At 45.5% G+C, this 23,618-nt stretch carries 18 protein-coding genes; 9 read left to right on the forward strand and 9 right to left on the reverse strand.

The genetic code is table 11. The features are described from left to right. Positions 1-122 precede the first annotated feature (122 nt). The gene (locus R7070_RS00170; protein WP_031780877.1) at positions 123-1,136 is read left to right on the forward strand and encodes an MBL fold metallo-hydrolase; all 1,014 of its coding nucleotides are present in this window, start codon (positions 123-125) and stop codon (positions 1,134-1,136) included. A gap of 95 nt (positions 1,137-1,231) precedes the next feature. Further along, complete coding sequence (locus R7070_RS00175) at positions 1,232-1,576, forward strand: DUF5329 family protein (RefSeq protein WP_213885401.1); 345 nt, start codon at positions 1,232-1,234, stop codon at positions 1,574-1,576. Here the strand turns inward: R7070_RS00175 and R7070_RS00180 are convergent. Further along, the gene (locus tag R7070_RS00180) at positions 1,544-2,443 is read right to left on the reverse strand and encodes a LysR family transcriptional regulator (RefSeq protein ID WP_054574492.1); all 900 of its coding nucleotides are present in this window, start codon (positions 2,441-2,443) and stop codon (positions 1,544-1,546) included. The two genes, R7070_RS00175 and R7070_RS00180, sit on opposite strands and share 33 nt — an antisense overlap. A gap of 1,331 nt (positions 2,444-3,774) precedes the next feature. Next, positions 3,775-4,113, reverse strand: coding sequence for a YggL family protein (locus R7070_RS00185; RefSeq protein ID WP_054701928.1), 339 nt, complete (start codon positions 4,111-4,113; stop codon positions 3,775-3,777). Positions 4,114-4,379: 266 nt separating this feature from the next. Here R7070_RS00185 and R7070_RS00190 point away from each other — a divergent pair, with 266 nt between their 5' ends. Continuing rightward, complete coding sequence (locus R7070_RS00190; RefSeq protein ID WP_104980344.1) at positions 4,380-6,416, forward strand: PhoX family protein; 2,037 nt, start codon at positions 4,380-4,382, stop codon at positions 6,414-6,416. Between the two features lie 99 nt (positions 6,417-6,515). Here the strand turns inward: R7070_RS00190 and R7070_RS00195 are convergent, their stop codons facing one another. Together R7070_RS00195 and R7070_RS00200 are read right to left on the reverse strand one after the other, a co-directional pair. Continuing rightward, positions 6,516-7,907, reverse strand: coding sequence for a glycoside hydrolase family 1 protein (locus R7070_RS00195; protein ID WP_064354480.1), 1,392 nt, complete (start codon positions 7,905-7,907; stop codon positions 6,516-6,518). A gap of 147 nt (positions 7,908-8,054) precedes the next feature. After that, positions 8,055-10,115 (reverse strand): sensor histidine kinase, encoded by a 2,061-nt coding sequence (locus R7070_RS00200; protein ID WP_017635523.1) that lies wholly within the window; start codon positions 10,113-10,115, stop codon positions 8,055-8,057. Positions 10,116-10,286: 171 nt separating this feature from the next. Between R7070_RS00200 and R7070_RS00205 the strand changes: the two genes are divergently transcribed. Next, a complete protein-coding gene (locus R7070_RS00205; protein ID WP_318141067.1) occupies positions 10,287-11,636 on the forward strand; it encodes a sigma-54 dependent transcriptional regulator in 1,350 nt (449 codons plus the stop codon). A 43-nt stretch (positions 11,637-11,679) separates the two neighbouring features. Here the strand turns inward: R7070_RS00205 and R7070_RS00210 are convergent, their stop codons facing one another. Beyond that, positions 11,680-12,888 carry a GGDEF domain-containing protein gene (locus R7070_RS00210; RefSeq protein WP_318141068.1) on the reverse strand — a complete coding sequence of 403 codons (1,209 nt, stop codon included), beginning with the start codon at positions 12,886-12,888 and terminating at the stop codon, positions 11,680-11,682. Positions 12,889-12,991: 103 nt separating this feature from the next. Then, positions 12,992-14,302 (reverse strand): branched-chain amino acid transport system II carrier protein, encoded by a 1,311-nt coding sequence (gene brnQ, locus R7070_RS00215; protein ID WP_047102829.1) that lies wholly within the window; start codon positions 14,300-14,302, stop codon positions 12,992-12,994. Positions 14,303-15,138: 836 nt separating this feature from the next. On the opposite strand from brnQ, the gene R7070_RS00220 reads away from it, so the two are divergent. The 5 genes from R7070_RS00220 to R7070_RS00240 all read left to right on the forward strand — a co-directional run bounded on the left by R7070_RS00220 (position 15,139) and on the right by R7070_RS00240 (position 20,543). After that, the gene (locus R7070_RS00220; protein WP_005374185.1) at positions 15,139-16,149 is read left to right on the forward strand and encodes a TAXI family TRAP transporter solute-binding subunit; all 1,011 of its coding nucleotides are present in this window, start codon (positions 15,139-15,141) and stop codon (positions 16,147-16,149) included. 88 nt (positions 16,150-16,237) lie between these two features. Continuing rightward, positions 16,238-18,361, forward strand: coding sequence for a TRAP transporter permease (locus tag R7070_RS00225; RefSeq protein ID WP_009705104.1), 2,124 nt, complete (start codon positions 16,238-16,240; stop codon positions 18,359-18,361). An 8-nt stretch (positions 18,362-18,369) separates the two neighbouring features. Then, positions 18,370-19,602, forward strand: a complete 1,233-nt coding sequence (gene lhgO / locus R7070_RS00230; protein WP_256900349.1) for an L-2-hydroxyglutarate oxidase — start codon at positions 18,370-18,372, stop codon at positions 19,600-19,602. Between the two features lie 144 nt (positions 19,603-19,746). Then, positions 19,747-20,064: a GrpB family protein gene (locus R7070_RS00235; protein ID WP_033906247.1), complete on the forward strand. Its 318-nt coding sequence runs from the start codon at positions 19,747-19,749 to the stop codon at positions 20,062-20,064. Further along, entirely contained in the window at positions 20,061-20,543 is a 483-nt protein-coding gene (locus tag R7070_RS00240) for a hypothetical protein (RefSeq protein WP_033906248.1), read from the forward strand. Before R7070_RS00235 ends, R7070_RS00240 begins: the two co-directional genes overlap by 4 nt. Before the next feature lie 46 nt (positions 20,544-20,589). On the opposite strand, the gene R7070_RS00245 is transcribed toward R7070_RS00240, so the two are convergent. The 3 genes from R7070_RS00245 to R7070_RS00255 form a co-directional block, all read right to left on the reverse strand. After that, positions 20,590-20,982, reverse strand: coding sequence for a hypothetical protein (locus tag R7070_RS00245; RefSeq protein ID WP_042523401.1), 393 nt, complete (start codon positions 20,980-20,982; stop codon positions 20,590-20,592). A gap of 174 nt (positions 20,983-21,156) precedes the next feature. Further along, a complete protein-coding gene (gene cydB / locus R7070_RS00250; RefSeq protein WP_042523399.1) occupies positions 21,157-22,155 on the reverse strand; it encodes a cytochrome d ubiquinol oxidase subunit II in 999 nt (332 codons plus the stop codon). 10 nt (positions 22,156-22,165) lie between these two features. Beyond that, complete coding sequence (locus R7070_RS00255; RefSeq protein WP_054579216.1) at positions 22,166-23,554, reverse strand: cytochrome ubiquinol oxidase subunit I; 1,389 nt, start codon at positions 23,552-23,554, stop codon at positions 22,166-22,168. Between the last annotated feature and the right edge of the window lie 64 nt (positions 23,555-23,618).

Raw genomic sequence — 23,618 nt, forward strand, 5'->3', positions numbered from 1 at the left:
CTATTTTACACTAAGTAGTTTACTTTTGATAATTAGAATGTAAACTGCACCGTGTAGTTTACTTTTGTTCGGGTTAACTTTTTATGAAAAAAACTTTGCTAGCCACAGTAGGAGCGTTCGCGATGGGTACATCAATGATTTCTTGTTCTAATGTTGATACTGAAAAAGCGCCAACATACCCGGACAAATTTGCAAATACAGAGTTGGAATACAAAAGCGGTTTGGGCGACATGTTCGAAATCATGAAAGCGTATTTTACGACTGAGCGCCTTAACCCAACACCAACGATTGAAATTCCAGTGCATGCGATCACAGCGCGGCAACTGTTAGAAGAGCAAGATGACGTCATCTATCGTCTGGGTCACTCAAGCGTATTAATGAAGCTCGATGGAAAACTGGTGATGACCGACCCTGTATTCAGTGATCGCGCGTCTCCTGTACAATGGGCAGGGCCAAAACGCTTTCACCAAACCCCCATCACGATAGAAGATTTGCCAACTATCGATGTGGTGGTGATCAGTCATGACCATTACGATCACCTAGATAAAGCTTCTATTAAAGTGCTAGGCGACAAGGTGGGCACTTTCTTGGTACCGTTAAAAGTTGGCCAATTACTGGTGAATTGGGGTGTGCCGAAGGAGAAAGTGATCGAGCTAGATTGGTGGGAGTCACATTCTGTCGACGGTATTGAATATACATTGACTCCGACTCAGCATTTCTCTGGTCGAGGTTTGACAGACCGCGATACGACACTGTGGGGCAGTTGGGTTATTAATGCACAACAACACAAAGTGTTCTTCAGTGGTGACTCTGGTTACTTCAATGGCTTTAAAGAGATTGGCGAAAAGTACGGTCCGTTTGACTTCACCATGATTGAAACAGGTGCATACAATGAACTTTGGTCAGACATTCACATGTTCCCTGAGCAAAGTGTTCAAGCACACATTGATGTGCAGGGTAAAGTGATGATGCCGATTCACAACAGCACGTTTGATCTGTCGATGCACGATTGGAATGAACCGATGCAACGCGCGTTAGACATTAGTGAAGAGCGCGGTGTAACGTTAGTGAGCCCTGAGATTGGTCAACGCTTGGCGATTGCGGAGCCTCAGCCTGCTAAGGCATGGTGGCAATAATTGCTGAGCTAAACAGCCAAACACCAGAATAGTTAAGTCACTTATCAGTAGTTACTATTAGTAGTTACGTGGTCAGGGATAAGGATAAAGGTGCGATGAAAGCAAAGTGGACGTTGTTACTTACATTAAGCATTCTGCCTACCTTTGCACTAGCAGGGGTAGAGCAAGATATCTCGACGTTGATAAAACGAGTTGAGCAATCCTCTTGCACCTTTATCCGTAACGGCAAGGCGTACACTAATCAAGAAGCGGCAGAACACATGCGCAATAAATGGGATTACGCCAAAGATGACGTTGATTCTGTAGAAGTGTTTATAAAAGAGGTCGCGTCAAAGAGCTGGTTATCTGGCAAACCCTATTGGGTGGATTGCCAAGATAAACGCATTACCAGCGAAGAGTGGCTAACATCATTGATGCGCACCACCGACCACATCCAATAACACTTCTTTGATGGTCTGATAGCGCAGAGGTAGAGCACGACTGCGCTTACGAACCAGAAATAGCTCTTCACATACAGTGTTTTTCAGTTGAGCAATGTATAACGTGTCTTTTAGTGGAAAATTGTCGACCGCACTTTGAGGCAGCACGGTGAAGCCAAGTCCTTTGCTGACAGGTAGCAAAATTTGGCTCAATTGATTTACGTAGCCGGATAATGGTAAATCGCTCATCTTAATTTCTTGGAGCTGTGGTTCTTCACACTGGTCAAAAAACAGCGTCATGTAATGCTCGGCATCAGGGTGGCTAATGACACCACAGTCATGCAAGAGTTGTGGCGTTATCTGCTTATTTTGATAATGCTTTGGCAGAACCAAGCACAACCTCTCTTTACCAATTCGCTCACTGTGAAACAGACCTTTGTTGGGAACATCAGTCACGATACCAATATCGATGTGCCCTTGCGTTATAGCGTTGAGAATAGATTGATTTGGCGCGGCTTCTAAATGTAACGATAAGCTCGGGTGCTGTTTTTGCTTCTCCAAAATGGGCCCATACAACATTAACGCCATTGCACCAGAACAAGCCAGTTTACAGTGGCCTGAAAACGCATCATCAAAACTGAGCTCTTCGAGCAGCTTCTTCTCTCTATCTTCTAACTCGAGCGCATATGCGTAGACAATCCTGCCTTGCTCGGTTAATTCGAAGCTTTTGTTTTCGCGCTTGATCAAGGCATGCTGACAACTTTGCTCTAATTTTTTGATGTGTTGGCTGACGCCAGGCTGAGTCATAAAAAGTTTTTCTGCCGTTTGCGTAAAATGACCGACTTCAATCAATGTCTTAAATGTATGTAACCAAACAGGATTAAGCATAGTGTGTGATTTTCTGAGAGCTTTGTTGGGAGACGTAAAGAAAATGATAGCACGGTGTTTTATGAAAACAGAGAAGACTTAAACGATAAAGATGAATCTTTATCAATACATTACAGACAAAATAAAACCCCGCCTGGTTTCCCAGACGGGGCTTATTCTTTTTCGCAGCAATCCAGCTACTAATAGGTGCTCCCTGCATCTATCCTTGATTGTGGCTAAGTCCTTTAACCGAGTTCCTTGTTCATCGCCTTCCTAGCGGTGTCCATTCTTGCCTATCATCCTGACGGGCGAACTCTATCCTAGAGCTTAACTACATCCTTGCTGACAACTCATCCTAAGCTATCAAATCTTCATCCTGAAGATACCCAATCCTTTAGGCTTTTTTCCTGTTCCCGCCAACATCCTGTCGACAAATTGAGTATTGATGTTTTGCTGATTTGACTCAATTAACTTTTCTAAATTATTTTTACTTATTATTTTAAGTGAATTTAAATATTACTGTTAAATCATATGTTTAATGTTTTTTCTGGCATTGCTCTTAGACGTGGTTAATCTATTTGCTTACAACTCTTGTAAGAGATCTCGCACAAGTTTGGTGGTGAATGTATTAATGAGCGCTTTTTGTTCCGAGTTCTGTGGATTGAACTGGATCACAATGCGTTAAAAGGGAGACGATAAAGATGAAAGTGAATTGATCTTGAGTAGAGATTTGTTTGAAAAGAAATAAAAAATCTTGCGGTTTTTATAAACAGTATGGTAAATCTGAAATGCCCACCTTGTTAATCCTTATTAAGATTCAATGACAGTATAAGTAGGGAACTTGATTGCCATTTTTCTGTCATATCTGGTGAGTAAGTTAACTGTGTCAGATAGATAATATGCCGTTTGCCAGTAAAAACAGGCTGCAAGAAATCGGTAATTATCATTATGTTGTGAAATTGGTCACGGTTAAATGATTGATTCCCTTATAGATTGAAGGGGATACGACCTTAGACAATAAGCTCCATGAGGAGCGTTACTTATATAAGATGAGGGACTTTACTATGAAAAAGACTAGAAGAGCTCAGCTACATCGTGTGCGTATTCAATACTGGAAAGACACGAAAGACGCCCCAGCTAAAAAATCATAGTTAATTATACCTAAAGGCACGAGCTGGCTGTGGAACGCAGTTTCCCGTTGATTGCCAGCTCAAAAACGCCAAAATCACTCCGCGCAACTTCCCAAGCACCCTATTTTTAATATCGCATTCTTCCAAAAATAAAAAAGCCAGTCTTAAGACCAGCTTTCTCTACCATTTATTGAGCTCTGCGTATTACAGGTTGCCCTTTAGTTACAGGTAGTTGGCGTCAACTAGTTCGCCCGCTTGCGCGCTTTTCACTTCTGGGCGTGCTTCTAACCATTTGATAACTTGCGCTTTCTGTTCTTCAGTCGCACTGCCGTAACGGTTAGTAGAACATAGGAAGCCTTCAAACAGTTCTAGACCACCGCCACCGAAGCAAAGACCAAGCTCGTCAATGTAGTCGATAAAGTCATCAACGAATGCATCGTAACGGTCGAAGTCGTTAATGTCTGTTTCACAGCTGATCTCGAAACCTAGGATTGCGAACTCACCTAAGAACAGCTTTTTACGGATACGACGGCTCTTGTTATCGATCTTGTCTAATTTCATGATTATCTCTCGTAGATGATTTGATTTCGTACACCTTATACCTTCTATCATACTTTAGCCCAAGTAAAATCAGAATGAAGCGATACAGTTGGTGATTATGTGACCAGAATTTAATTGCTTCGTTAGCTGTGTTGGTTGGTTTGCAGTATTGTTGAAACACAAGTTTCATATGTTTTAAGCACTTTTGTCATTTTTCTTATCCAAACTTCTTGCCGTTCAACTAATCACTTATTTATTAATTAAACTATAAGATCGGGAAAGTAAAAATGAGCAAGGAAACCTTTGACGCGACGCGTTATAACCAAAGTGAAAACAAACCATTTGAAGAAGTATTAGAAGCGAGCCTATCTCGACGCAGCATTCTGAAAGGTGGTTTAGGTATCAGTGCGATGACAGCGTTTGGTGCTTTCGGATTGGCTGGTTGTAACTCGTCTGACTCAGGGAGTACAGTAAGCAGTGGTTCGGGCGCATCTAAAGCCGTTCTTAACTTTGAATCTATCCCTGGCTCACTCACTGACGCAGTTTCAATTCCACAAGGCTACACCGCACAAGTACTAGTACCTTGGGGAACACCACTTAATGCACAAGGCAGCGCATGGCAAAATGATGGTACCAACACCAGTACCGATCAGTTAAATGCGCTAGGCATGCACCATGACGGCATGCATTTTTTCCCATTGAACGATAGCACTACAGATGGCTTGCTATGTATTAACCACGAGTACATCGACACATCAGCACTGCATCCAAACGGTCCGACGGTTGAAAATGGCGTACGTACCATTGTAGATGAAGTGCGCAAAGAGATTTACGCGCACGGTGTATCAGTGGTTCGCATTCAACTGGAAGACAACATGTGGAAGTTGGTTGATACTGACCCACTAAACCGTCGTTATACTGGTGCGACAGTCATGGATTTGTCTGGCCCGGTAGCCCACACATCTTTAACTGTCACTCGTTTCTCACCAGATGGCAGCCAAGCGCGTGGTACGTTAAACAACTGTGGCAACGGCTACACGCCGTGGGGCACTTACTTAACGTGTGAAGAGAACTGGCCTGGTTACTTTGTTAACGCCGGGACTCGTACAGAAGAGCAAGATCGCATTGGTGTTGATGACCAAAGCACACGCTACTTGTGGGAGACATTAGCAGGTAATGCAGAAGAGCGTCTTGATGAGTTCTCTCGCTTTAATGTGGCTCCAACAGGAGCAAGTGCGATGGATGATTACCGTAATGAAGCCAATGGTCACGGTTACATTGTCGAGATTGACCCTTACACGCAAAACTCACGTGCGAAGAAACGTACTGCGCTAGGTCGTTTCCGTCACGAGGGCTGTACTTTCGGTAAGCTTGAAGAAGGCAAACCAGTGGTATTTTATTCTGGTCACGATTCTCGCTTTGAATACCTATACAAATTTGAATCTGCGGCAGCGTGGGATCCAGCAGATGCTAACCCTGATAACCGCTTGGCGATGGGTGACAAGTACATGGACGAAGGCACACTGTATGTGGCGCGCTTCAATGAAGACAGCACAGGTACTTGGTTACCATTAACGCTTGATAGCGTAACAACCGCTGGTGGTACGTTAGCGGATCACTTTGATTCACTGGCTGAAATTATCATCAATACTGCGGGTGCGGCGGATTTAGTTGGGGCAACACCAATGGATCGACCAGAGTGGTGTACGGTTGATCCATTCACGGGTTCAGTATATTTAACATTGACGAACAATACGCGCCGTACAGATGAAACCAATCCTGCGAATCCACGTTTGAATAATAAGTTTGGTCATGTTATCCGTTGGGATGAAGGTGCTTCAGCAACTGACTTTACTTGGGATATCTTTGTGTTTGGTTCGCCAGCAAATGGTGATGCAGATACCAACCGTTCTGGCTTGAATGAGTTAAACCAGTTTGCGAGCCCAGACGGATTAGCGTTTGATGGCCGTGGTATTTTGTGGATTCAGACTGATAACGGCGCAGATGAAGTCACGTCTTACACCAATGATCAAATGTTGGCTGTTGTTCCATCTAAGCTAACAGATGAGAATGGTGATCAAGCTGTGATTGGTGCGGATAATCAAGCTGAATTGAAACGCTTCTTTGTCGGACCAAATGGTTGTGAAGTAACAGGCTTTACCATCAGCCCTGATTACAAATCATTGTTTGTGAATATTCAGCACCCAGGCAACTGGCCATACAGTGAAGATGCAGCCGAAGAAACGCCTGCTGGTGTTTCTGTGCGCCCACGAGCGGCGACAGTGGTTATTCGCCGTGAAGACGGTGGAGAGATTGCAGTTTAATCTCTAAATGAATAAACACCTTAAAATTCAAGCCCTGCAATTGCAGGGCTTGATGGTTTAGGCGAATGCCTAGTTGCACTTTGTACCTAGACAACAGGCTTAGCTTTTCAATGAACCGCCTGAAGTACGAATCACGTCTTGATACCAGAAAAAGCTTTTCTTACGTTTACGTTCTAGCGTTCCTTGCCCATCATCATAACGATCGACATAGATAAAGCCGTAACGTTTGCTCATCTCAGCGGTTGAGTTCGCGACCAAATCGATTGGCCCCCAGCTGGTAAAGCCCATCAACTCAACGCCATCCAGAATCGCTTCGTGTGCTTGCACAAGGTGGTCGTTCAAGTAAGCGATGCGGTAATCATCTTGAATCTCACCGTTTTCATCGATTTCATCACGTGCACCTAAGCCGTTTTCTACGACAAACAGTGGTTTTTGGTAGCGATCGTGAAGGAAGTTCAGCAGAATGCGCAGGCCTTTTGGATCGATCAACCAGCCCCATTGGCTCTTCTCAAGATATGGGTTTGGTACGCTATCGACAATGTTACCCACTTCCTTCTGTTTCGGGTCTGCACTTGCACAGCCACTTGCGTAGTAGCTGAATGAGATGAAGTCGACACTCGCAGACGCAATTTCTTCTAAGTCGCCTGCTTCCATCTGAATTTCAATGCCGTTTTCGCGGAAGTAACGCTTCATGTAGCCAGGGTACTGACCACGTGTTTGCACATCACCGAAGAACAACCACTTGTTGTTTTCATGCATTGCAGCAAGCACGTCATCAGGGTTACAGGTATATGGGTAGTTGATTGCGCCAAGCAGCATGTTACCAATCTTGCCGTTTGGTACGATTTGCTGACACAGTTTTACCGCTTTTGCGTTGGCGACTAGTTGGTGGTGAATCGCTTGGTAAATCTCTTGTTCACTGGCGTCTTCTTGCAAACCAACACCAGTAAATGGTGCGTGTAGAGACATGTTGATTTCGTTGAACGTTAACCACAGCTTCACTTTGTCTTTGTAGCGTTCCAGCACGGTGCGAGCATAACGTTCGAAGAATTCGATGACGCGACGATCGCCCCAACCACCGTAGTTCTCGACCAGTGCGTAAGGCATTTCGTAGTGAGATAATGTCACGAAAGGTTGGATGTTGTGCTCGGCAAGTTCGTCAAAAATTTTATCGTAGAACGCCAAACCTTCTTCGTTAGGTTCTAGTTCGTCCCCGTTCGGGAAGATGCGGCTCCATGCCAAAGAGAGACGCAGACAGTTAAAGCCCATCTCTTTGAACAGCGCGATGTCTTCTGGGTAGCGATTGTAGAAGTCGATCGCCACGTCTTTGATACCCGGTGTACGCTCTTCACGGGTTTGATGCGGACTCAAAATACCGTTTGGCAGCATGTCTGATGTCGATAACCCTTTACCCCCAAGGTTGTACGCCCCTTCTACTTGGTTTGCAGCAATGGCACCGCCCCAAAGAAAATGTTCAGGAAACTTAATCATGTTTCTCACTCTTTATCGTTCGGAAGTTATTCGTCTTATTTGCTTGAGAATAGTGTAGGTCAAGGAGGGATTCTTGTATCGAGATCGTGTTTTTCTCAAACAGCGGGGATGCCTAGTTCTAATGATGATTTTGTAATCAATATCACCTTAGGCTGATTTGAACAATAAAGTGAAAGTCAGCCCATTTTGTTCATTCTTATGCACAGTAATTTGTCCGTTCATATCACGCATATTGTTGGCCGTAATCGCTAAACCCAGCCCCAATCCTTCACCAATTTTCTTTGAGGTTTGGAAGGGTTCGAACATGGATTCAAGCATCTCATCCGACACGCCGCAGCCATTATCACTGATGATCAGTTCGACCTGATTGCTGGTTGGGTTGACGATCAAGCTGAGCTGCGGGTTGGTGGTATTGTTCATTGCGTCTAGCGCATTCGAGACAAGATTACCGAGCACCTGAAGCAGTCGTTGTTCTTCACCCATGATATTAGGTAAATCATGAGGAACGCGCACACGCACATCCACCTTGTCTAATTGGGATTGATAAACGCGTAAGGTCTCTTCGAGTGCGGAGGTAAGAGAAATCGCCTGTAGGCTTTCTGGTTTGTTGTAGGCGAACGTCTTTAACTGACTGGTCATGCTTGCCATGCGATCAATCAGCTTCTGCACCAATACGTTGTTGGCTTTCATCATCTCGGTTTCACCGCGTTCCGCTAGTAGCTCGTTCGTGGTGAGCAGGGTGCGCAAGCCCGTCAGTGGCTGATTGAGCTCATGAGTGATCGCGCTCGACATGCGACCCAAGGCGGCCATTTTGCTCGATTCAATCAACTGGCTTTGTGCTTCTTTTAGCGCTTGAGTTCGCTCTTCAACTCGCTGCGCCAGTTCTTGGTTGACCTGTTGCAGTGATTGCTCGGCTTTTTTCCGCTTGCTGATGTCGATGATCGTCGCAAGGAAATACTGCTCGCCATGCCAAGGGAAACTGGTCAGTGAGAACAAGACAGGGAAGACGCTACCGTCACTGCGTCTGGCAATGGTTTCGACCGTGCTGATCTCTGCGAGCTCTTTATGCTTAGGCAGGTCCTTTAGTAACTTAAGTGTTGTGGAATTGGGATTGCCAGCGTCGAATAACTCCCAAGCAAAAGCGTGTCGATTGACGCTTTCTGGTAAACAGAACAAACGTTTCGCCATTGGGTTGAGGTCGAACAGTTGCCCTTGTTCATCAATCAATAGCAAACCAACGTGGGTTTTATTGATCATCTGTTTCAAGCGGCGTTGGGACTCTTCCAACAGAGCTTGAATTCGTTGTTGATTGATGTGCTTTTGTCGTCGTTGTAAGCCAATGATGACGAGCAATACAACCAATAAGAGCAGCGCTGCTACGCTCCAACCAATCACATTGATGGTTTGTTGAATCGGCTTAGAAGGGGTGAGGTAGCTGACGTACCAATTCAAATCATCTAATTTAACGGTGTGTGCAAAATAACGCTGTTGGTTGAGCGTCCACACACTGATGTTGGTGTTGTCGTATAAGCGTTGCGTTTCTAACTGAACGGTGTTGCTCGGTTCGTTAAACCAGTCTGCGTTATAGAGCGAGCTGCTCGATAGGAAAAAGCGTTGCTGACGGTTCTGCAACGTAATGATGTCTTGGCTAGTAATGGTCTGTTCGGTCAATAGGCTAAGGTTGATTTGCACCACCACAATGCCAGCGATATCCAGACCATCGTAGATAGGGGCTGCAAGATAATACAATGGGCTCGAACCTTTGGTTTTGTTCACCAAGGAAACACCGCCGCCTTGGTTGTGAATTTGTTCCACAATGGCTTTTCGGTCAGACAGGCTAAAGCGCTCTTCGATCAAACTTGAGACCAATACTTCGCCAGAGTTAGACAGGATTAGCCAACCTTCCGTATTGGCGGCTTTATCTAGTTGAGTCAGTTGGGTTTGCAACGGTTCGTAATAAGTCAGATTCCCTTTCACAAAAGCGATGGTTTCTGGGTTATTGGTGACGAGGTAAGGTAAGTGGTAGAAACGTTTGAGTGCACGGCGAACTTCACCGATATAGTCGAGCAGTTTTTGTTGAGCTTCGGTTTGAGTTTGTACGCTCAACCATTGACGAGCAACCTCTCTGCTGGCGCTATAACAAGACAACATCAGCACTGCTGCAATTACGACCACAAGCCACGTTTTGCCATTCCTTTTGCGCTGCATACTGACTCCGTTCAGCTAGTGCGTTCTCACCGAGAGTCATTAAAGAGTGCGCCTAACTGATTGGATGTTAAAGACTTGTAAGCAAGAAGTGAGATCTAGCTCCTTTTCTCCTCAGTGGTTTTTGCTACCGTTAGCAAAGAGCGATTTCTATTCCACCTACGGTAGTAACTCATGGCTTTTGACGACACCCCTAAAATTGCACTTATCGAAGACGATGACATTGTTCGTCAGGCTACCAGTCAGTGGCTGCAACTGGCGGGGTTCGACGTGACCGCATTCAGTCTAGGCGAAGAGGGCAAAGCGGCCATTCTTAGCCAAGAATTTGATGCGATTGTCAGTGATGTTCGCCTGCCGGACACCGACGGCTTGTCGATACTAGAAAGCCTGATTGCTAATCACATCCCAACGCCAGTTATCTTGATCACCGGACATGGTGACGTCGATATGGCAGTAGGGGCGTTACAAAACGGTGCGTTCGATTTTATTGAGAAACCTTTCCAACCTGAGCGTTTATCCCAACGAGTAACCGAAGCGGTCGAGAGCTATCGCGCACAAACGTCTACTCAAGATCGCCAAGAGTACCTATCTAGCGTTAGCGGCTTAGAAGAGGTGTTGATTGGGCGAAGCCGAGTGATGCAACAGCTTAGAGAACAAGTAGCCAAGTTAGCACGCATTGATACTAACGTGATCATTTACGGCGAAACAGGTTGTGGTAAAGAGCTGGTGGCGACCAGTTTGCATAATGAAAGCCAACGCAGATCCTATCATTTTGTGCCAATCAACTGTGGCGCTATTCCTGAGAACCTGTTTGAAAGTGAGCTGTTTGGGCATGAAGCAGGGGCATTTACCGGAGCGGGTAAAAAGCGCATTGGTAAGTTGGAATACGCGGATAAAGGCACTTTATTCTTTGATGAAATCGAGAGTATGCCGCTGTCCATGCAGGTGAAAGTGTTGCGTTCATTACAGGAACATACGGTAGAGCGCGTTGGGGGCAACCAACAGATCTCAGTTGATTTGAGAGTGATCGCCGCCGCGAAAGAAGATCTCAATGATCATGACGAGTTTCGTCAGGATTTGTACTATCGTCTTAATGTGGCGCAGATCTATTTGCCACCGCTAACTGAGCGAGAAGATGATGCGTTGATCTTGTTCGAACACTTTGCTCTGAAAAGTAACCCTGAGAGCCGCCCACTGAGTGAAGCCGATAGAAAGGCCATTCTTGCTTACTCTTGGCCTGGTAACGTACGTGAGCTTAGGAATGTAGCGATGCGTTTTGCATTGGATGAAACCGTCTCCGTAATGGAAATTCTCTCCAGTCGACCATCCTCAACAACCGAAGAGACGCATGCGGGCGTGCCGTTGGCGATTCAGCTACATAACTTTGAACGTAAGGTGCTACATGATTCTTTAGTTAGGCATCATGGACGCATCAATGAGGTGATGCAGGAGTTGGATTTACCACGTCGAACCCTTAACCAAAAGATGCAGAAGTTTGGTTTGAATCGCTCCGACTATACTTAGTGCGATTTCTAGCTAATTCGAAATTACTGGCATAACAAACACGTTATGCGCTTTTGACTGGAGCTGGGACAAACTTATAATTTAGGTCTTTCCCTTCTCCAAACAAGGTAACGAGGTTCCTTCCAGTATGTTTAGAGCTATATAGCGCTTCGTCTGCTTCAGCAAGCGCCTCTTGAAGTGATTGCCCCTCAGATAACTGACTGATACCAAAGCTCATGGTCACTTCAGTTTTAAATGATTGCAAAGCGGTTTCAGTTTCGACCGCAAGGCGAATTTGCTCTGCGACAATTTTGGCTTGTTGTGCTTTTTCGAGCAAAACAATCATGAACTCGTCACCACCAAATCGCACAATGCAGGCTGACTCAGGAAGATGCTTTTTAAAAATAGTGGAGATCGTTGCCATGACGGAGTCGCCAACCGTGTGACCATAGTGATCATTAATCGCTTTGAACTTGTCGACATCAGTCATAATAATGCTGATTGCTTGGCTTTTTTTATGTGCTTTACTAACCAAGTTTGGAACGATTTCTTCCATGGCTCGACGATTATATAGCCCTGTGAGTGCATCTAAATGAGAGAGATCATTTATGGATTGCACCAAGCGTCCGTTAATTAACCACAGCATACTAAAGCTCAAAGCAACGATCAGGCAGATGCTAAATAAGAAAGTCAGCTGATGGATAAGGCCTGCGACCATAAAACTTGGTAACTCACCTGAAAAAGTACTCCAAAGCGCCCTAAATCCCATAAAAAAACTAAATCCAAAGAAAGAGTAAGCCATTGCTTTAACAGGGAGCTTTAAGTCCTTTTGGGTACCTTTAAGCATGGCGACACCACTAAAGAAGGTGACGATACAAATATACATGCTCAGATAAATAATGCGGCTTTTGATAGAAGGGTCATGGAAGGTGAAATAGTAAAATGAACCACTGAAAACAGGTGTTAACAAGGTAAGACAGTGAGCCAATTTTAAAGGATATTGACGAAAAATGCTTACGCTATATAGCGTAAGCAAGAAGCCGACTAATATGAGAGTGTTGGCTATGACGATGGTCAGCCAGTCTGGCGCAGAGCCTCTAAAGCCAAGTAAAAAAGGGCCTAAACCAATAAACAGTAGTGATATCGAGAAGGTTTTTAAGCCTTTGACTCTACCCTGAGTGTATTGATAACAAAGCAGACTAATAGAGTAAATGCAAGAGAACAGAATAACGATAAAGTTCAGTGTTCTGATGTCTAGATACTGATTATCCATAGGCGACCCATATCAATCTTTCATTCAGGCAACTCCTTTGCCTGATATCAATAAGCGAGCTACATAGTAACGCACTTATTGAGCGATGTCTTATGTTAAACGGCTATTCATTCACCAGCTCGAATTGTTCGGTTTGGTTGGTTTTCGTCGTAAACAGCAGACCAACAATCATCATAAATACGCTAGGCACAATCCAGCTAGCAAAGTCATTGTACAGAGGCATGTAATTACCCATCCACTCATCAGTGGAACTTGGCATGTAACCTAGGATGTGCAGCGCATCAACACAACCAAACGTTAGAGCAGTGAATGCGGTTGCTACCACCATGATTTGCGACATCTTGTTGCGCACTGGTGCCATGATCATCAACGCAATCGCGACTGGGTGAAGCGCCACAACCGCTGGCAATGTGATAGCCAATAGTTGCTCTAGACCTACGTTGGCGATCAAACCAGCCAATACCATGGTCGTGATAACGCAGCCTTTGTAGTTCACTTTGCTGAAAGTGTTGTCGTAGAACTCACTGCCTGCGGTGGTTACGCCGATAGCAGTAGTCAAACACGCCAATACCATCACGGCACCTAGTAGTAGTGAACCAAACGCGCCGAAGTGGCTGAAGGTGAATGCCGTTAAAATGTCGCCACCATTGCTGAACTCAGAACCCAAGTATGAGCTTGTCGAGCCAATGTAAGCCAATGAGATGTAAACAAACGCCATGGCAACCGCGTACATCAAAGCTGCGATTAGCGTGTATTTTGCGGTGGCTTTCGGGCAATCCACACCCATGCTGCGAATCGCGCGGAAGATAATCCAACCAAAACCGATAGAACCTAATGCATCCATGGTCATGTAACCTTGGGTTAAGCCTTCAGCAAATGCGCCAGATACGTATGGTCCCGTTGCGGCAGTTAGCTCACCTGCAGGAGAAACCAAAGCCGTCACAGACATGATGATCAAGATTACCATCAAGGCAGGCGTTAAGATCTTGCCTAGGTTGTCGACCAACTTACCCGGATATAGAGCAAATAGAATGGTGATAGCACAGAAGGCAATAGTGAAAGGCACCAAAGCGGCATCACCAAACATTGGCGCAAAGCTGAATTGATAAGCGACGGTAATCGCACGTGGGATTACGAACGCAGGGCCAATCACAATAAATACCATCACCCAAAAACTTGTCGCCAAAGGTTTAGGCAGGGCAGCGGTTAATTTGTCTGAACCGTTTACGATAGCCACCATCACCAGTGCCATCGCAGGCAGACCAACACCCGTTAAGAGGAAGCCAGACATCCCGCTCAGAAAGTTTTCACCTGCTTGGTAACCCAAAAATGGAGGGAAGATCAGGTTACCTGCGCCTAAGTACATGGCGAAAGTCATGAAGCCCAAAGCGGCGATATTGCGTGCGCTTAACATTGTTATTCCTCTTATGTTTCGCTTGGAAGAAACTGAAAGGAATGGGAGGAGTATGTGGTGTTCCCGTCAGCTTCTTCTCAAGCTGACAGAAAGTTTAGATATAGCCTGTCAGCTCTGAATCAGTTTCAGAGAGAGCAGGAGGATCGCAGCAGCAACGCCAGATGGGCGTTTTAAAGCGAATTGTGATTGCGCAGTTGCTGACATGGGTAATCCTTAATGACGAAAAAATACCAAGGAATACGTTTGCCTTGGTGTGTTGTTACACTAACGAACATAGGGCTATTGGTACAACCCCGAAGTAGAAAATAAGTTGATACGGTCAATGTTTGTTTCTGAACTGGTGGATCGAGCTGCTTTTTAAATTGAAAATCAGAATAAATGACTTTTCATTTCTGTAACATGGCTTGCTTTGCTGTATTTTTGTGCTATTTGAAGTCGTTTAGGCTATAAACCTTAGCTGATAAAGTGAGCAGTTTAGAATGATACGCTTTTTCTTCTTATTGTTAAGATGCTCATTAGTTGCAGTTCAATCCAAAATTGCATCGGCAAAATATTGCTTATTAGTGAATCGTGCATTTATTTTGTCTTGATCACATTTTATTAACCTTTTGCGATCTAGGCGTACAACCTTCTCATCTTAGATAGGCAAGATCTTGCTCATTGCTTTGCTATCAAATCAGCAGAATCTTGCTCATTTTTGATGTATTTCAGCTCTTAGTTCAATAAATACAAAGGTTTAAAAGTTGGCATTTCAATTGCTCTAGGGAATGTGTTGTTAATAAAGGTTTAACATGATGTAAATCCCCAATCGTGAAACGACTACACGGAGAGTAATAATGAAAATGAATAAGCTGGTAAAAGCTTTGGCTGTCGCTGTGACTTCTTTTGGTATTGCTGCTAACGCTGCGGCAGAAGATCGTAGCTACATTCTTGCAACGGCATCGACAGGTGGTACTTACTACCCTGTGGGCGTAGCGTTGGCGACGTTAAGCAAAGTGAAATTGGCACCAAAGCACCACTTCTCCCTTTCTGCAATCAGCTCTGCGGGCTCTGGTGAAAACGTCAAACTGCTGAACGAAAACGAAGCACAGTTCGCGATTCTACAAGGTCTTTACGGTGCATGGGCTTGGTCTGGTGAAGGTCCTTATGAGAAAAGCGGTCGCCAAGAGCAGCTGCGTTCAGTCTCTATGCTGTGGCAAAACGTTGAGCACTTTATTGTTCGCTCTGACCTAGCAAAAACGGGCACAGTGACTGACCTGAACAACCTAGATGGCAAGAAGTTCTCTATCGGTAAGAAGAACTCAGGTACTGAAAACTCTGGTCGCCAAATCATGAAAGGCCTGAAGGTCGACCCTGATAAATTCAATCTTGCTTACATGGGCTACGGCGGTAGTGCGAGCGCACTTCAAAACGGCACCATTGACGGTATGAACACGCCTGCAGGTGTACCTGTTGGTGCGGTTACTCAAGCTTTTGCTGCGCTGGGTAAAGACATTTCGATTCTTTCGTTTACTGACGAACAAATCAAAGAGGCGAACGGCAATTACAACCTATGGACGAAGTACGAGATCCCAGCGAACACGTACCCGGGTCTAGATAAGCCGATTACCACCATTGCACAGCCAAACTTCTTGGCAGTTCGTGAAGATATCTCGGAAGAAGACGTTTACCAGCTAACCAAAGCGATCTACGAGAACCTGCCTTTCCTACAAGGAATCCACAAAGCAACCAAAGCAATGGCGATTGAGAAAGCGATCGCTGGCTTGCCAGTGCCTCTTCACCCAGGTGCGGCACGTTACTACAAAGAAATGGGCATCGAAATCCCATCAGATCTAATGGCGAAATAACGCTAACTTGGCCCCGAGTTTCGGCTCGGGGCATTTTATCCCTACCGATTTCTAAGATGGAAAAAGCCGCCAGAGCTTGGAGTATGAGATGAGCGACTCAATAGAAAAGGAATTGCAGAAGTTTGAGCTGCCCACGCGCACTGATTTTCCGTGGGTAACCACCACAATTACAGTGTTTGGCGTTGTGTTGTCTGCTTTGCACATTTGGTTTAACACCTTATCGACGTTACCAGAGTTATGGATATCCGCTACCCACTTTGCTGGCTTTGCGGTGATTTGTGCGCTTTGGTATCCGGCTCATATCTCTCTCAAGCAGAGTAAGATTGCACTCGGTATCGATGTGTTAATTGCTATGGGTGCGGTCGCGTGTTTGCTCTACATTCCCTATGCCGAAGATGCGCTCTACGAACGTGGCGTGAAGTTCGTGACCAGCGATTGGGTCTTCGCCATCATGGCAATCCTGATTGTGATTGAGCTTATCCGACGCACCATGGGCTGGTTTATTCCAGTGCTGATTGTGGTGTGTCTGAGTTACGTTGTGCTTTGGGGTAAGTGGGCAACAGGCATTTTCCATTTCCCGGGTTTGAGCATGGAAACCTTGCTCTACCGCAGTTTCTATTCTTCTGAGGGTATGTTTGGCTCTATTTCGCGCATCAGTTGGACATTCGTATTCATGTTCATTCTGTTTGGTGCGTTTCTCGTTCGTTCTGGTGTAGGTGATTACATCATCAATGTGGCACGAGCTGCGGCAGGCAAAATCATCGGTGGTCCCGGTTTTATTGCGGTGATTGGTTCGGGATTGATGGGCTCAGTATCGGGCTCAAGTGTGGCAAATACGGTTTCCACCGGTGTTATCAGTATTCCTTTGATGCAAAAAGCGGGTTTCCCTTCGCGCTTTGCAGCGGGGGTTGAAGCTGCGGCGTCGACAGGTGGTCAGTTGATGCCACCAGTGATGGGCGCGGGTGCTTTCATCATGGCGTCTTACACGCAAATTCCTTATGTCGATATCATCGCAGTTTCTTTCATTCCTGCTCTTATCTATTTCTTGTCTGTTGCGTTCTTTGTGCGTATAGAAGCCAAACGCAGCGGTGTTCAAAAAATCACGACCAGCGATGAATCTCTATTGAAAGTGTTGATCAGCGGTTGGCACAACCTTATCCCACTGGCGGTATTGGTTACTTTGTTGGTTCAAGGCTTTACGCCAACTTACGCTGCTGGCTTATCGATCATTTCAGTAGTGGTGGCGTCTTGGTTCTCGAAAGATCACAAGATGGGACCAAAAGCGATCATCGAAGCACTTTCGCAAGGCGCGAAAAACATGGCGACAACTGCCGTATTGCTGGTGGGTATTGGTCTGGTGATCAATGTGATCAGCACAACGGGTATCGGCAACACGTTCTCACTGATGATCGACGGTTGGGCGAATGGCGACTTGTTCATCATGATCGTTCTGATTGCACTCGCTTCTCTTGTTTTGGGTATGGGTTTACCTGTAACAGCGGCGTATATTGTATTGGGAACACTGTCTGCCCCTGCGCTTTACAAGTTGATTGCAGAAAACCAATTGCTTGAATTGATGGTATCGGGTCAATTGCCTGAACAAGCAAAAGCCATCTTTATGTTGGCGGCGCCAGAAAAGCTGGAACTGCTTAATGCGCCAATGGCGTTGGAAACCGCGAAAGAAATGGTGGCGCTAGTACCTGCTGACTTTATGGAAACCCTACTAGAGCAAAGTTTGGGTATGGAAGCGGTAGGCTTGGCATTGCTGGCTGCTCACCTCATCATCTTCTGGTTATCGCAAGACAGCAACGTAACGCCTCCAGTGTGTTTGACCGCCTTTGCTGCGGCAACCATCGCTAAAACACCGCCAATGCGTACCGGTTTGATGGCATGGAAAATCGCTAAAGGTTTGTATCTTGTACCGCTGCTGATTGCTTACACAGGCTTAGTAAGTTGGGATGTAACGTCGGTAATTACCGTGGGCTTCTTCGCCATCATCGGAACCTATGCATTGATTGGTGCGATTGAAGGCTACTTGGAAGGTCCTCTAAACATTCTGACGCGTCTCTTGTTGGTAGTGGTGGGTACATTGCTGGTTTGGCACGATATCCCAATGTTGGTTCGTGTGGCAAGCTGTGCGGTATTTGTCGCGGTGTTCATTTACAGTGGTCGCAAGTTCAAATTGCAACAATCTCAACTATCGGTTTTATAAGAGGTCGTATGAAATCAGTCTATGACTACATCATTGTTGGTGGCGGTATCGTTGGTGTGTCGACAGCATGGCAACTACAGCAACGTCATCCAGACAAATCCATTTTATTGGTTGAGAAAGAGTCCGGTTTTGCCAAGCACCAAACCGGACACAATAGCGGCGTGATTCATGCTGGGGTGTACTACGCTCCGGGCAGCTTAAAAGCGGATTTTTGTAAGCGTGGGGTAGAGCGAACCATTTCGTTCTGTGCTGAGCACGATATTCCGGTGGAGAACTGTGGCAAGTTATTGGTTGCGACCAATGAGCAAGAAGTCGAACGCATGAATGCCCTCTATGAGCGCTGCCATGTCAACGGCATCGACGTAAAGCTACTCGATGAAGTTCAACTCAAACTGGCTGAGCCAAACATCACTGGCTTGGGTGCGATTTATGTCAAAACCACTAGCATTGTTGATTATCGTTTGGTCACTGAGCAGATGGCGGAAGAGTTCAAAAAGCTCGGCGGTCAAATCAGCCTGAGAACCAAAGTGGTGGCTGCCGAAGAGAAGGATGAAGAAGTCCAACTGACCTGCATTTCAGACGGTCAAACGATGCAGCTTAATACCAAGTTCTTGGTTACTTGCAGTGGCTTGATGGCGGATCGCATGACTAAGATGATGTCTATTCCGACCGATTTCCAAATCATCCCTTATCGTGGTGAATACTACCGCTTAGATAGCAAACACGACCGAGTGGTGAATCATCTTATTTATCCAATTCCAGACCCTGATTTGCCATTCTTGGGCGTCCACCTGACTCGCATGATTGATGGCAGTGTGACTGTTGGTCCAAATGCGGTTCAAGGCTGGAAGCGGGAAGGGTACGACAAGGTTAACTTCAGCTTGCAAGATACCATGCAAATGCTCAGTTTCTCCGGTTTCTGGAAGGTGACACAAAAGTATCTAAAAACCGGACTGGATGAGTTTAAGAACTCGTGGTGGAAGCCGGGCTACCTCAAGTTGGTCAACAAATATTGCCCTAGCATCAAGGTAGAAGATCTCAAACCATATCCTGCGGGTATTCGCGCACAAGCGGTGTTATCCGACGGAACCTTGGTTCATGACTTTTTGTTTGCCGAGAGCGCCAGAAGCCTACACGTTTGCAACGCACCCTCTCCCGCAGCGACATCTGCAATGCCGATTGGAGAGTACATTTGCGATAAAGTGAATGAGAAGATAGAGGCGAAAACCGAGACGGTTTAACAGTAAAAAGCCAAACCAAAAGTACACCAGAGATGACTCTATTTGTTGAGTAATTAGTGTCGGGTGTGCCGGAAGTTTGGCTTTTACTTTGGTGATTGGATAATTTCCTTCTTATGATATTTGGATTTATTAGGAGAGGGATGGATGAAATTAGGTTTAGCCAATTACAACGTAGGTGTTGTTAAGCATGATCCTGCATGTCGACAGGATTTTGCACGCAGCCGATCTGAACTGGCGTTAGTGACGGAGATGATGTCAACTCAAATCGAGCATATTGGCAGTACTGCCATTTTGGATATGCCTGCCAAACCTATTATCGATATGGTACTAGGTATTGCGCACTTTCCTCATGTTTCTCTAAAACTTTCTTTGATGGAACAAGCTGAAATTACCATCGAAAAATATACGGATGCTAAGGCAAACTTCGTACGTAAAGTCATAGATGAGTTGAAGACAAAATGAAGAAACGGCTTGGATTCATTTTACTTTGTAGTGCATTTCATTCTTTTGCGTATCAACTGCATGAGCGCGACGAGAGCTATGTATTAATTGGTCATGAGCTCAGTGCTGGCTATATCGTTTATGTACCAGGCTCTATGGAAGCAGAAATTACCAATGTGTTTAAATTTGATTGTGAAGGCAGTCGTGTTGAAGCTGTGAAAATTGGTAGCGAGATTAATAACGCTGCGACATATGGCGAGCATCTCCAATACTATTTCTTTCTCGTGAGAGATCATCAGTTTCACGTTCCTCTAAGAATTATTGAATCTTTTAAAACGGTTGATAAAAAGTCAAAAGAGGTTCTATCAGAACATTTACCTTTCACAAAAAATGATGACCTTGGGTTAGCTTGTGATTTAGTTAGGCCTCAGGTTGAAAGCTATTACTTTTCCCAAGCTTTTGAAGCGATACCTAAACATACCAACAATAAAGGCGACTGAATCAGTCGACTTTATTGTGTCGGCTGTAGAGTCGTAGTGTCTATTGCTATTTAGGGCAGAGTTCGCCTTTCTTTGCGTGTCTTTCGATCATGTAATCGCCTCGGGCACTGTGTAATACAATTGCATTCCAGACTTGACCATCTTGCAACTCGAACTCAAACGCATAATGGGTGCCGCCGACCATTTTCGTTCTCACCTCATGAATTGCTTTCAATTTATCATCGGCATTCATTTGATAAAGCACCATGTTGAGTGAGCGTCTGGCGTCAGGAGTTGCCTCAGCAAGTTGCCAATGGCCCTGCTCGTCTGTTGCGGAGCAAATAGACCGAATTTTACTTTTCATGGCGGATGACATCTGCTTGTCTACGGCCAATGCATTTGGTGAAAACAGTGGAACCGTCAAAGGAATCAAAGTTACCAGAAACCGCTTTAAGGTCATAAAAACACTCCGTTGTTTTACTCTTGCTTGAGTATAGACCTCAATGGCTTCAGATGTGGTGCAGTCGACTCTGGGCCTACAATATCGCAGTTTGTATCAACGAACTGATGATAAACAAGGCGACAACGCTTGCCAGCCAAATGCCAATGAACCACAAAATGGGTTTTAGTTTCATCAGTGATATCCTTCTCCACGTTTCATCTTGCCGCGGAAAACCCAGTACGAATAAGCCGTGTAGGCTATGATCAGAGGAAGTAATACCACCGCACCGGCAAGTAAAAATGCCAAACTTTTGTCTGGCGCGGCGACGTCTTGATAAGTGAGTGCGAATGGGACCAAGTAAGGGAATGTACTGACACCGAAACCCATCGCGGACACAAGAAACAGGCCGATCGCAAGAATGTAGGCTCGGACGGCTTTGTGGTCGAGTAAGGCTTTGAATAGCTGCCAAATAAGTGCCGCTGCAATAATTGGTAAGATGAAAAACAGTAGTGAGTTTGGTAATGAGAACCAACGTTCAAATACGATATTTTGGCTCAATGGCAGCCACAAACTGGCGATGAATATACAGGCTACCATCGCTAGTCCCCATCGTCGCGCGACCACGTAATAGCGCCCCATCAGCTCTTCTGGAAGCTTGATTAATAACCAGCATGAACCGAGCAGAATATAAGCACAAACAAGCGCCAGGCCACAAAATACGCTAAATGGTGAAAGCCAATCAAACCATCCACCTGCGTATGCTCGTTCACTAACCTCTATACCTTGGAGCAGGGTTCCGAGCATAATGCCTTGCATCAATGCCGCGGTGAGTGAACCAATGAAAAAAGCGCTATCCCATAAAAACTTTCCGCGTTGTGTTCGGAAGCGATACTCAAAAGAAACCCCGCGCAGAATTAACCCGAGCAGCATTAAAATCAGGGGAGCATAGAGTGCTGGCATAATGACCGCGTAGGCGAGGGGGAACACGGCAAAAAGCCCACCTCCGCCAAGAACTAGCCAAGTTTCATTCCCATCCCAAACAGGAGCGATGCTGTTCATCATCATGTCGCGCTCTTCATCGTCATTAGCGCTGAGGAATAGGATACCAATACCGAGATCAAAGCCATCTAACACGACATAAATCAGAACGGCGAGCCCAATCAAAGCGTACCAAATTAATGCGTAATCCATGAGTTAGCTCCTAGGTTAGATGGTTAGAATGTGTGATGGCATCAGTTTTCGTGCCATCAGGAAGTCGGCTATCTAGACCTTCTTCATATCGAGTTGGAGACTTGCGCATCAAACGTAGGAGATAGAAGAAGCCAGCTCCAAAAACCACAAAGTAAACCACGATGAACGCCGTCAGGGAGACGCTCACCGCGGCGGCATCAATAGGCGATGCCGAATTGGCTGTGGTTAAAAGACCGTATACGGTGTAAGGCTGGCGACCGACTTCGGTAGTTATCCAGCCTGCTAAAACTGCAATGAACCCCGCTGGGGCAAACAGCACACAAATACGTTGAAGTGCCCTCGAATCAAAAAGTTTGCGACGTGTTCTTAGCCAAAGGCTCCACAAACCAATAACAAGCATGCCAAAACCAAGCGCGACCATTACTCGGAAAGACCAGAAAACGATAGATACAGGAGGGTGTTCCTCCTCTGGAAAAGCATCTAATCCCTTCACTTCACCGTTGAGGTCATGAGTTAAAATCAAACTACCGAGTTTGGGGATTTCCAGTGCGTATTCCATGCGTTTTTCTTCATCGTTAGGGATACCGAAGAGGATCAATGGCGCGCCTTGGTGAGACTCATAGTGCCCTTCCATCGCGGCGACTTTGGCGGGTTGATGTTCAAGGGTGTTTAATCCATGCATGTCTCCAGCAACGATTTGAATTGGTGTCACGATGGCAGCCATCCACATTGCCATCGAGAACATAATTCTGGCTAGAGGGTTATGGTTTGCTTTTAGCAAGTGATAAGCGGCAACGCCGGCTACAACAAAGGCGGTAGTAAGGTAAGCGGCGAGCAACATATGAACGAGCCGGTAAGGGAAGGAAGGGTTGAAGACAATCGCCCACCAGTCTTCTGGGATAAACTGTCCGGCTTCGTTGATACTGTAGCCCGCTGGTGTTTGCATCCAACTATTAACCGAAAGTATCCAAAACGCAGACAAAAACGTCCCGAATGCGACAATACAAGTCGCGGCGAAGTGAAGCTTCTTACCCACCTTGTCCATACCGAAAAGCATCACGCCTAAAAACCCCGCTTCGAGGAAAAACGCAGTAAAAACTTCATAACCCATTAGCGGGCCTAGGATTGGGCCTGTTTTGTCGGCAAACACGCTCCAGTTAGTACCGAATTGATAGCTCAACACGATGCCACTCACCACACCCATACCAAAACTGATGGCAAAGATTTTGAGCCAGTACTTATAGATTTGCATGTACTGTTTGTTGCCCGTTTTTAAGTACAAGCCCTCTAATACAGCGAGATAACTTGCCAAACCAATCGTAAAAGCTGGAAAAATAATGTGGAAAGAGACAGTAAAGGCAAATTGGAATCTAGCTAGGTCAATGGCGAGTGTGTCCATGAGCGGTCCCTTTTTCGTTGGATAAACTGTTCGCTGGATTTAAAGAGGAGACAGAAGAGTGGCG

The sequence above is a fragment of the Vibrio sp. 1557 genome (genome assembly GCF_033340175.1).
Taxonomy (GTDB): domain Bacteria; phylum Pseudomonadota; class Gammaproteobacteria; order Enterobacterales; family Vibrionaceae; genus Vibrio; species Vibrio alginolyticus.

Coding starts and splice junctions, on each gene's coding strand:
- lhgO (WP_256900349.1), top strand. CDS start 18,370: ATGAAATCAGTCTATGACTACATCATTGTTGGTGGCGGTATCGTTGGT.
- R7070_RS00225 (WP_009705104.1), top strand. CDS start 16,238: ATGAGCGACTCAATAGAAAAGGAATTGCAGAAGTTTGAGCTGCCCACG.
- R7070_RS00170 (WP_031780877.1), top strand. CDS start 123: ATGGGTACATCAATGATTTCTTGTTCTAATGTTGATACTGAAAAAGCG.
- R7070_RS00200 (WP_017635523.1), bottom strand. CDS start 10,115: ATGCAGCGCAAAAGGAATGGCAAAACGTGGCTTGTGGTCGTAATTGCA.
- R7070_RS00245 (WP_042523401.1), bottom strand. CDS start 20,982: ATGACCTTAAAGCGGTTTCTGGTAACTTTGATTCCTTTGACGGTTCCA.
- R7070_RS00205 (WP_318141067.1), top strand. CDS start 10,287: ATGGCTTTTGACGACACCCCTAAAATTGCACTTATCGAAGACGATGAC.
- R7070_RS00195 (WP_064354480.1), bottom strand. CDS start 7,907: ATGATTAAGTTTCCTGAACATTTTCTTTGGGGCGGTGCCATTGCTGCA.
- cydB (WP_042523399.1), bottom strand. CDS start 22,155: ATGGATTACGCATTAATTTGGTACGCTTTGATTGGGCTCGCCGTTCTG.
- R7070_RS00235 (WP_033906247.1), top strand. CDS start 19,747: ATGAAATTAGGTTTAGCCAATTACAACGTAGGTGTTGTTAAGCATGAT.
- R7070_RS00190 (WP_104980344.1), top strand. CDS start 4,380: ATGAGCAAGGAAACCTTTGACGCGACGCGTTATAACCAAAGTGAAAAC.
- R7070_RS00180 (WP_054574492.1), bottom strand. CDS start 2,443: ATGCTTAATCCTGTTTGGTTACATACATTTAAGACATTGATTGAAGTC.
- R7070_RS00210 (WP_318141068.1), bottom strand. CDS start 12,888: ATGGATAATCAGTATCTAGACATCAGAACACTGAACTTTATCGTTATT.
- R7070_RS00255 (WP_054579216.1), bottom strand. CDS start 23,554: ATGGACACACTCGCCATTGACCTAGCTAGATTCCAATTTGCCTTTACT.
- R7070_RS00175 (WP_213885401.1), top strand. CDS start 1,232: ATGAAAGCAAAGTGGACGTTGTTACTTACATTAAGCATTCTGCCTACC.
- brnQ (WP_047102829.1), bottom strand. CDS start 14,302: ATGTTAAGCGCACGCAATATCGCCGCTTTGGGCTTCATGACTTTCGCC.
- R7070_RS00220 (WP_005374185.1), top strand. CDS start 15,139: ATGAAAATGAATAAGCTGGTAAAAGCTTTGGCTGTCGCTGTGACTTCT.
- R7070_RS00240 (WP_033906248.1), top strand. CDS start 20,061: ATGAAGAAACGGCTTGGATTCATTTTACTTTGTAGTGCATTTCATTCT.
- R7070_RS00185 (WP_054701928.1), bottom strand. CDS start 4,113: ATGAAATTAGACAAGATCGATAACAAGAGCCGTCGTATCCGTAAAAAG.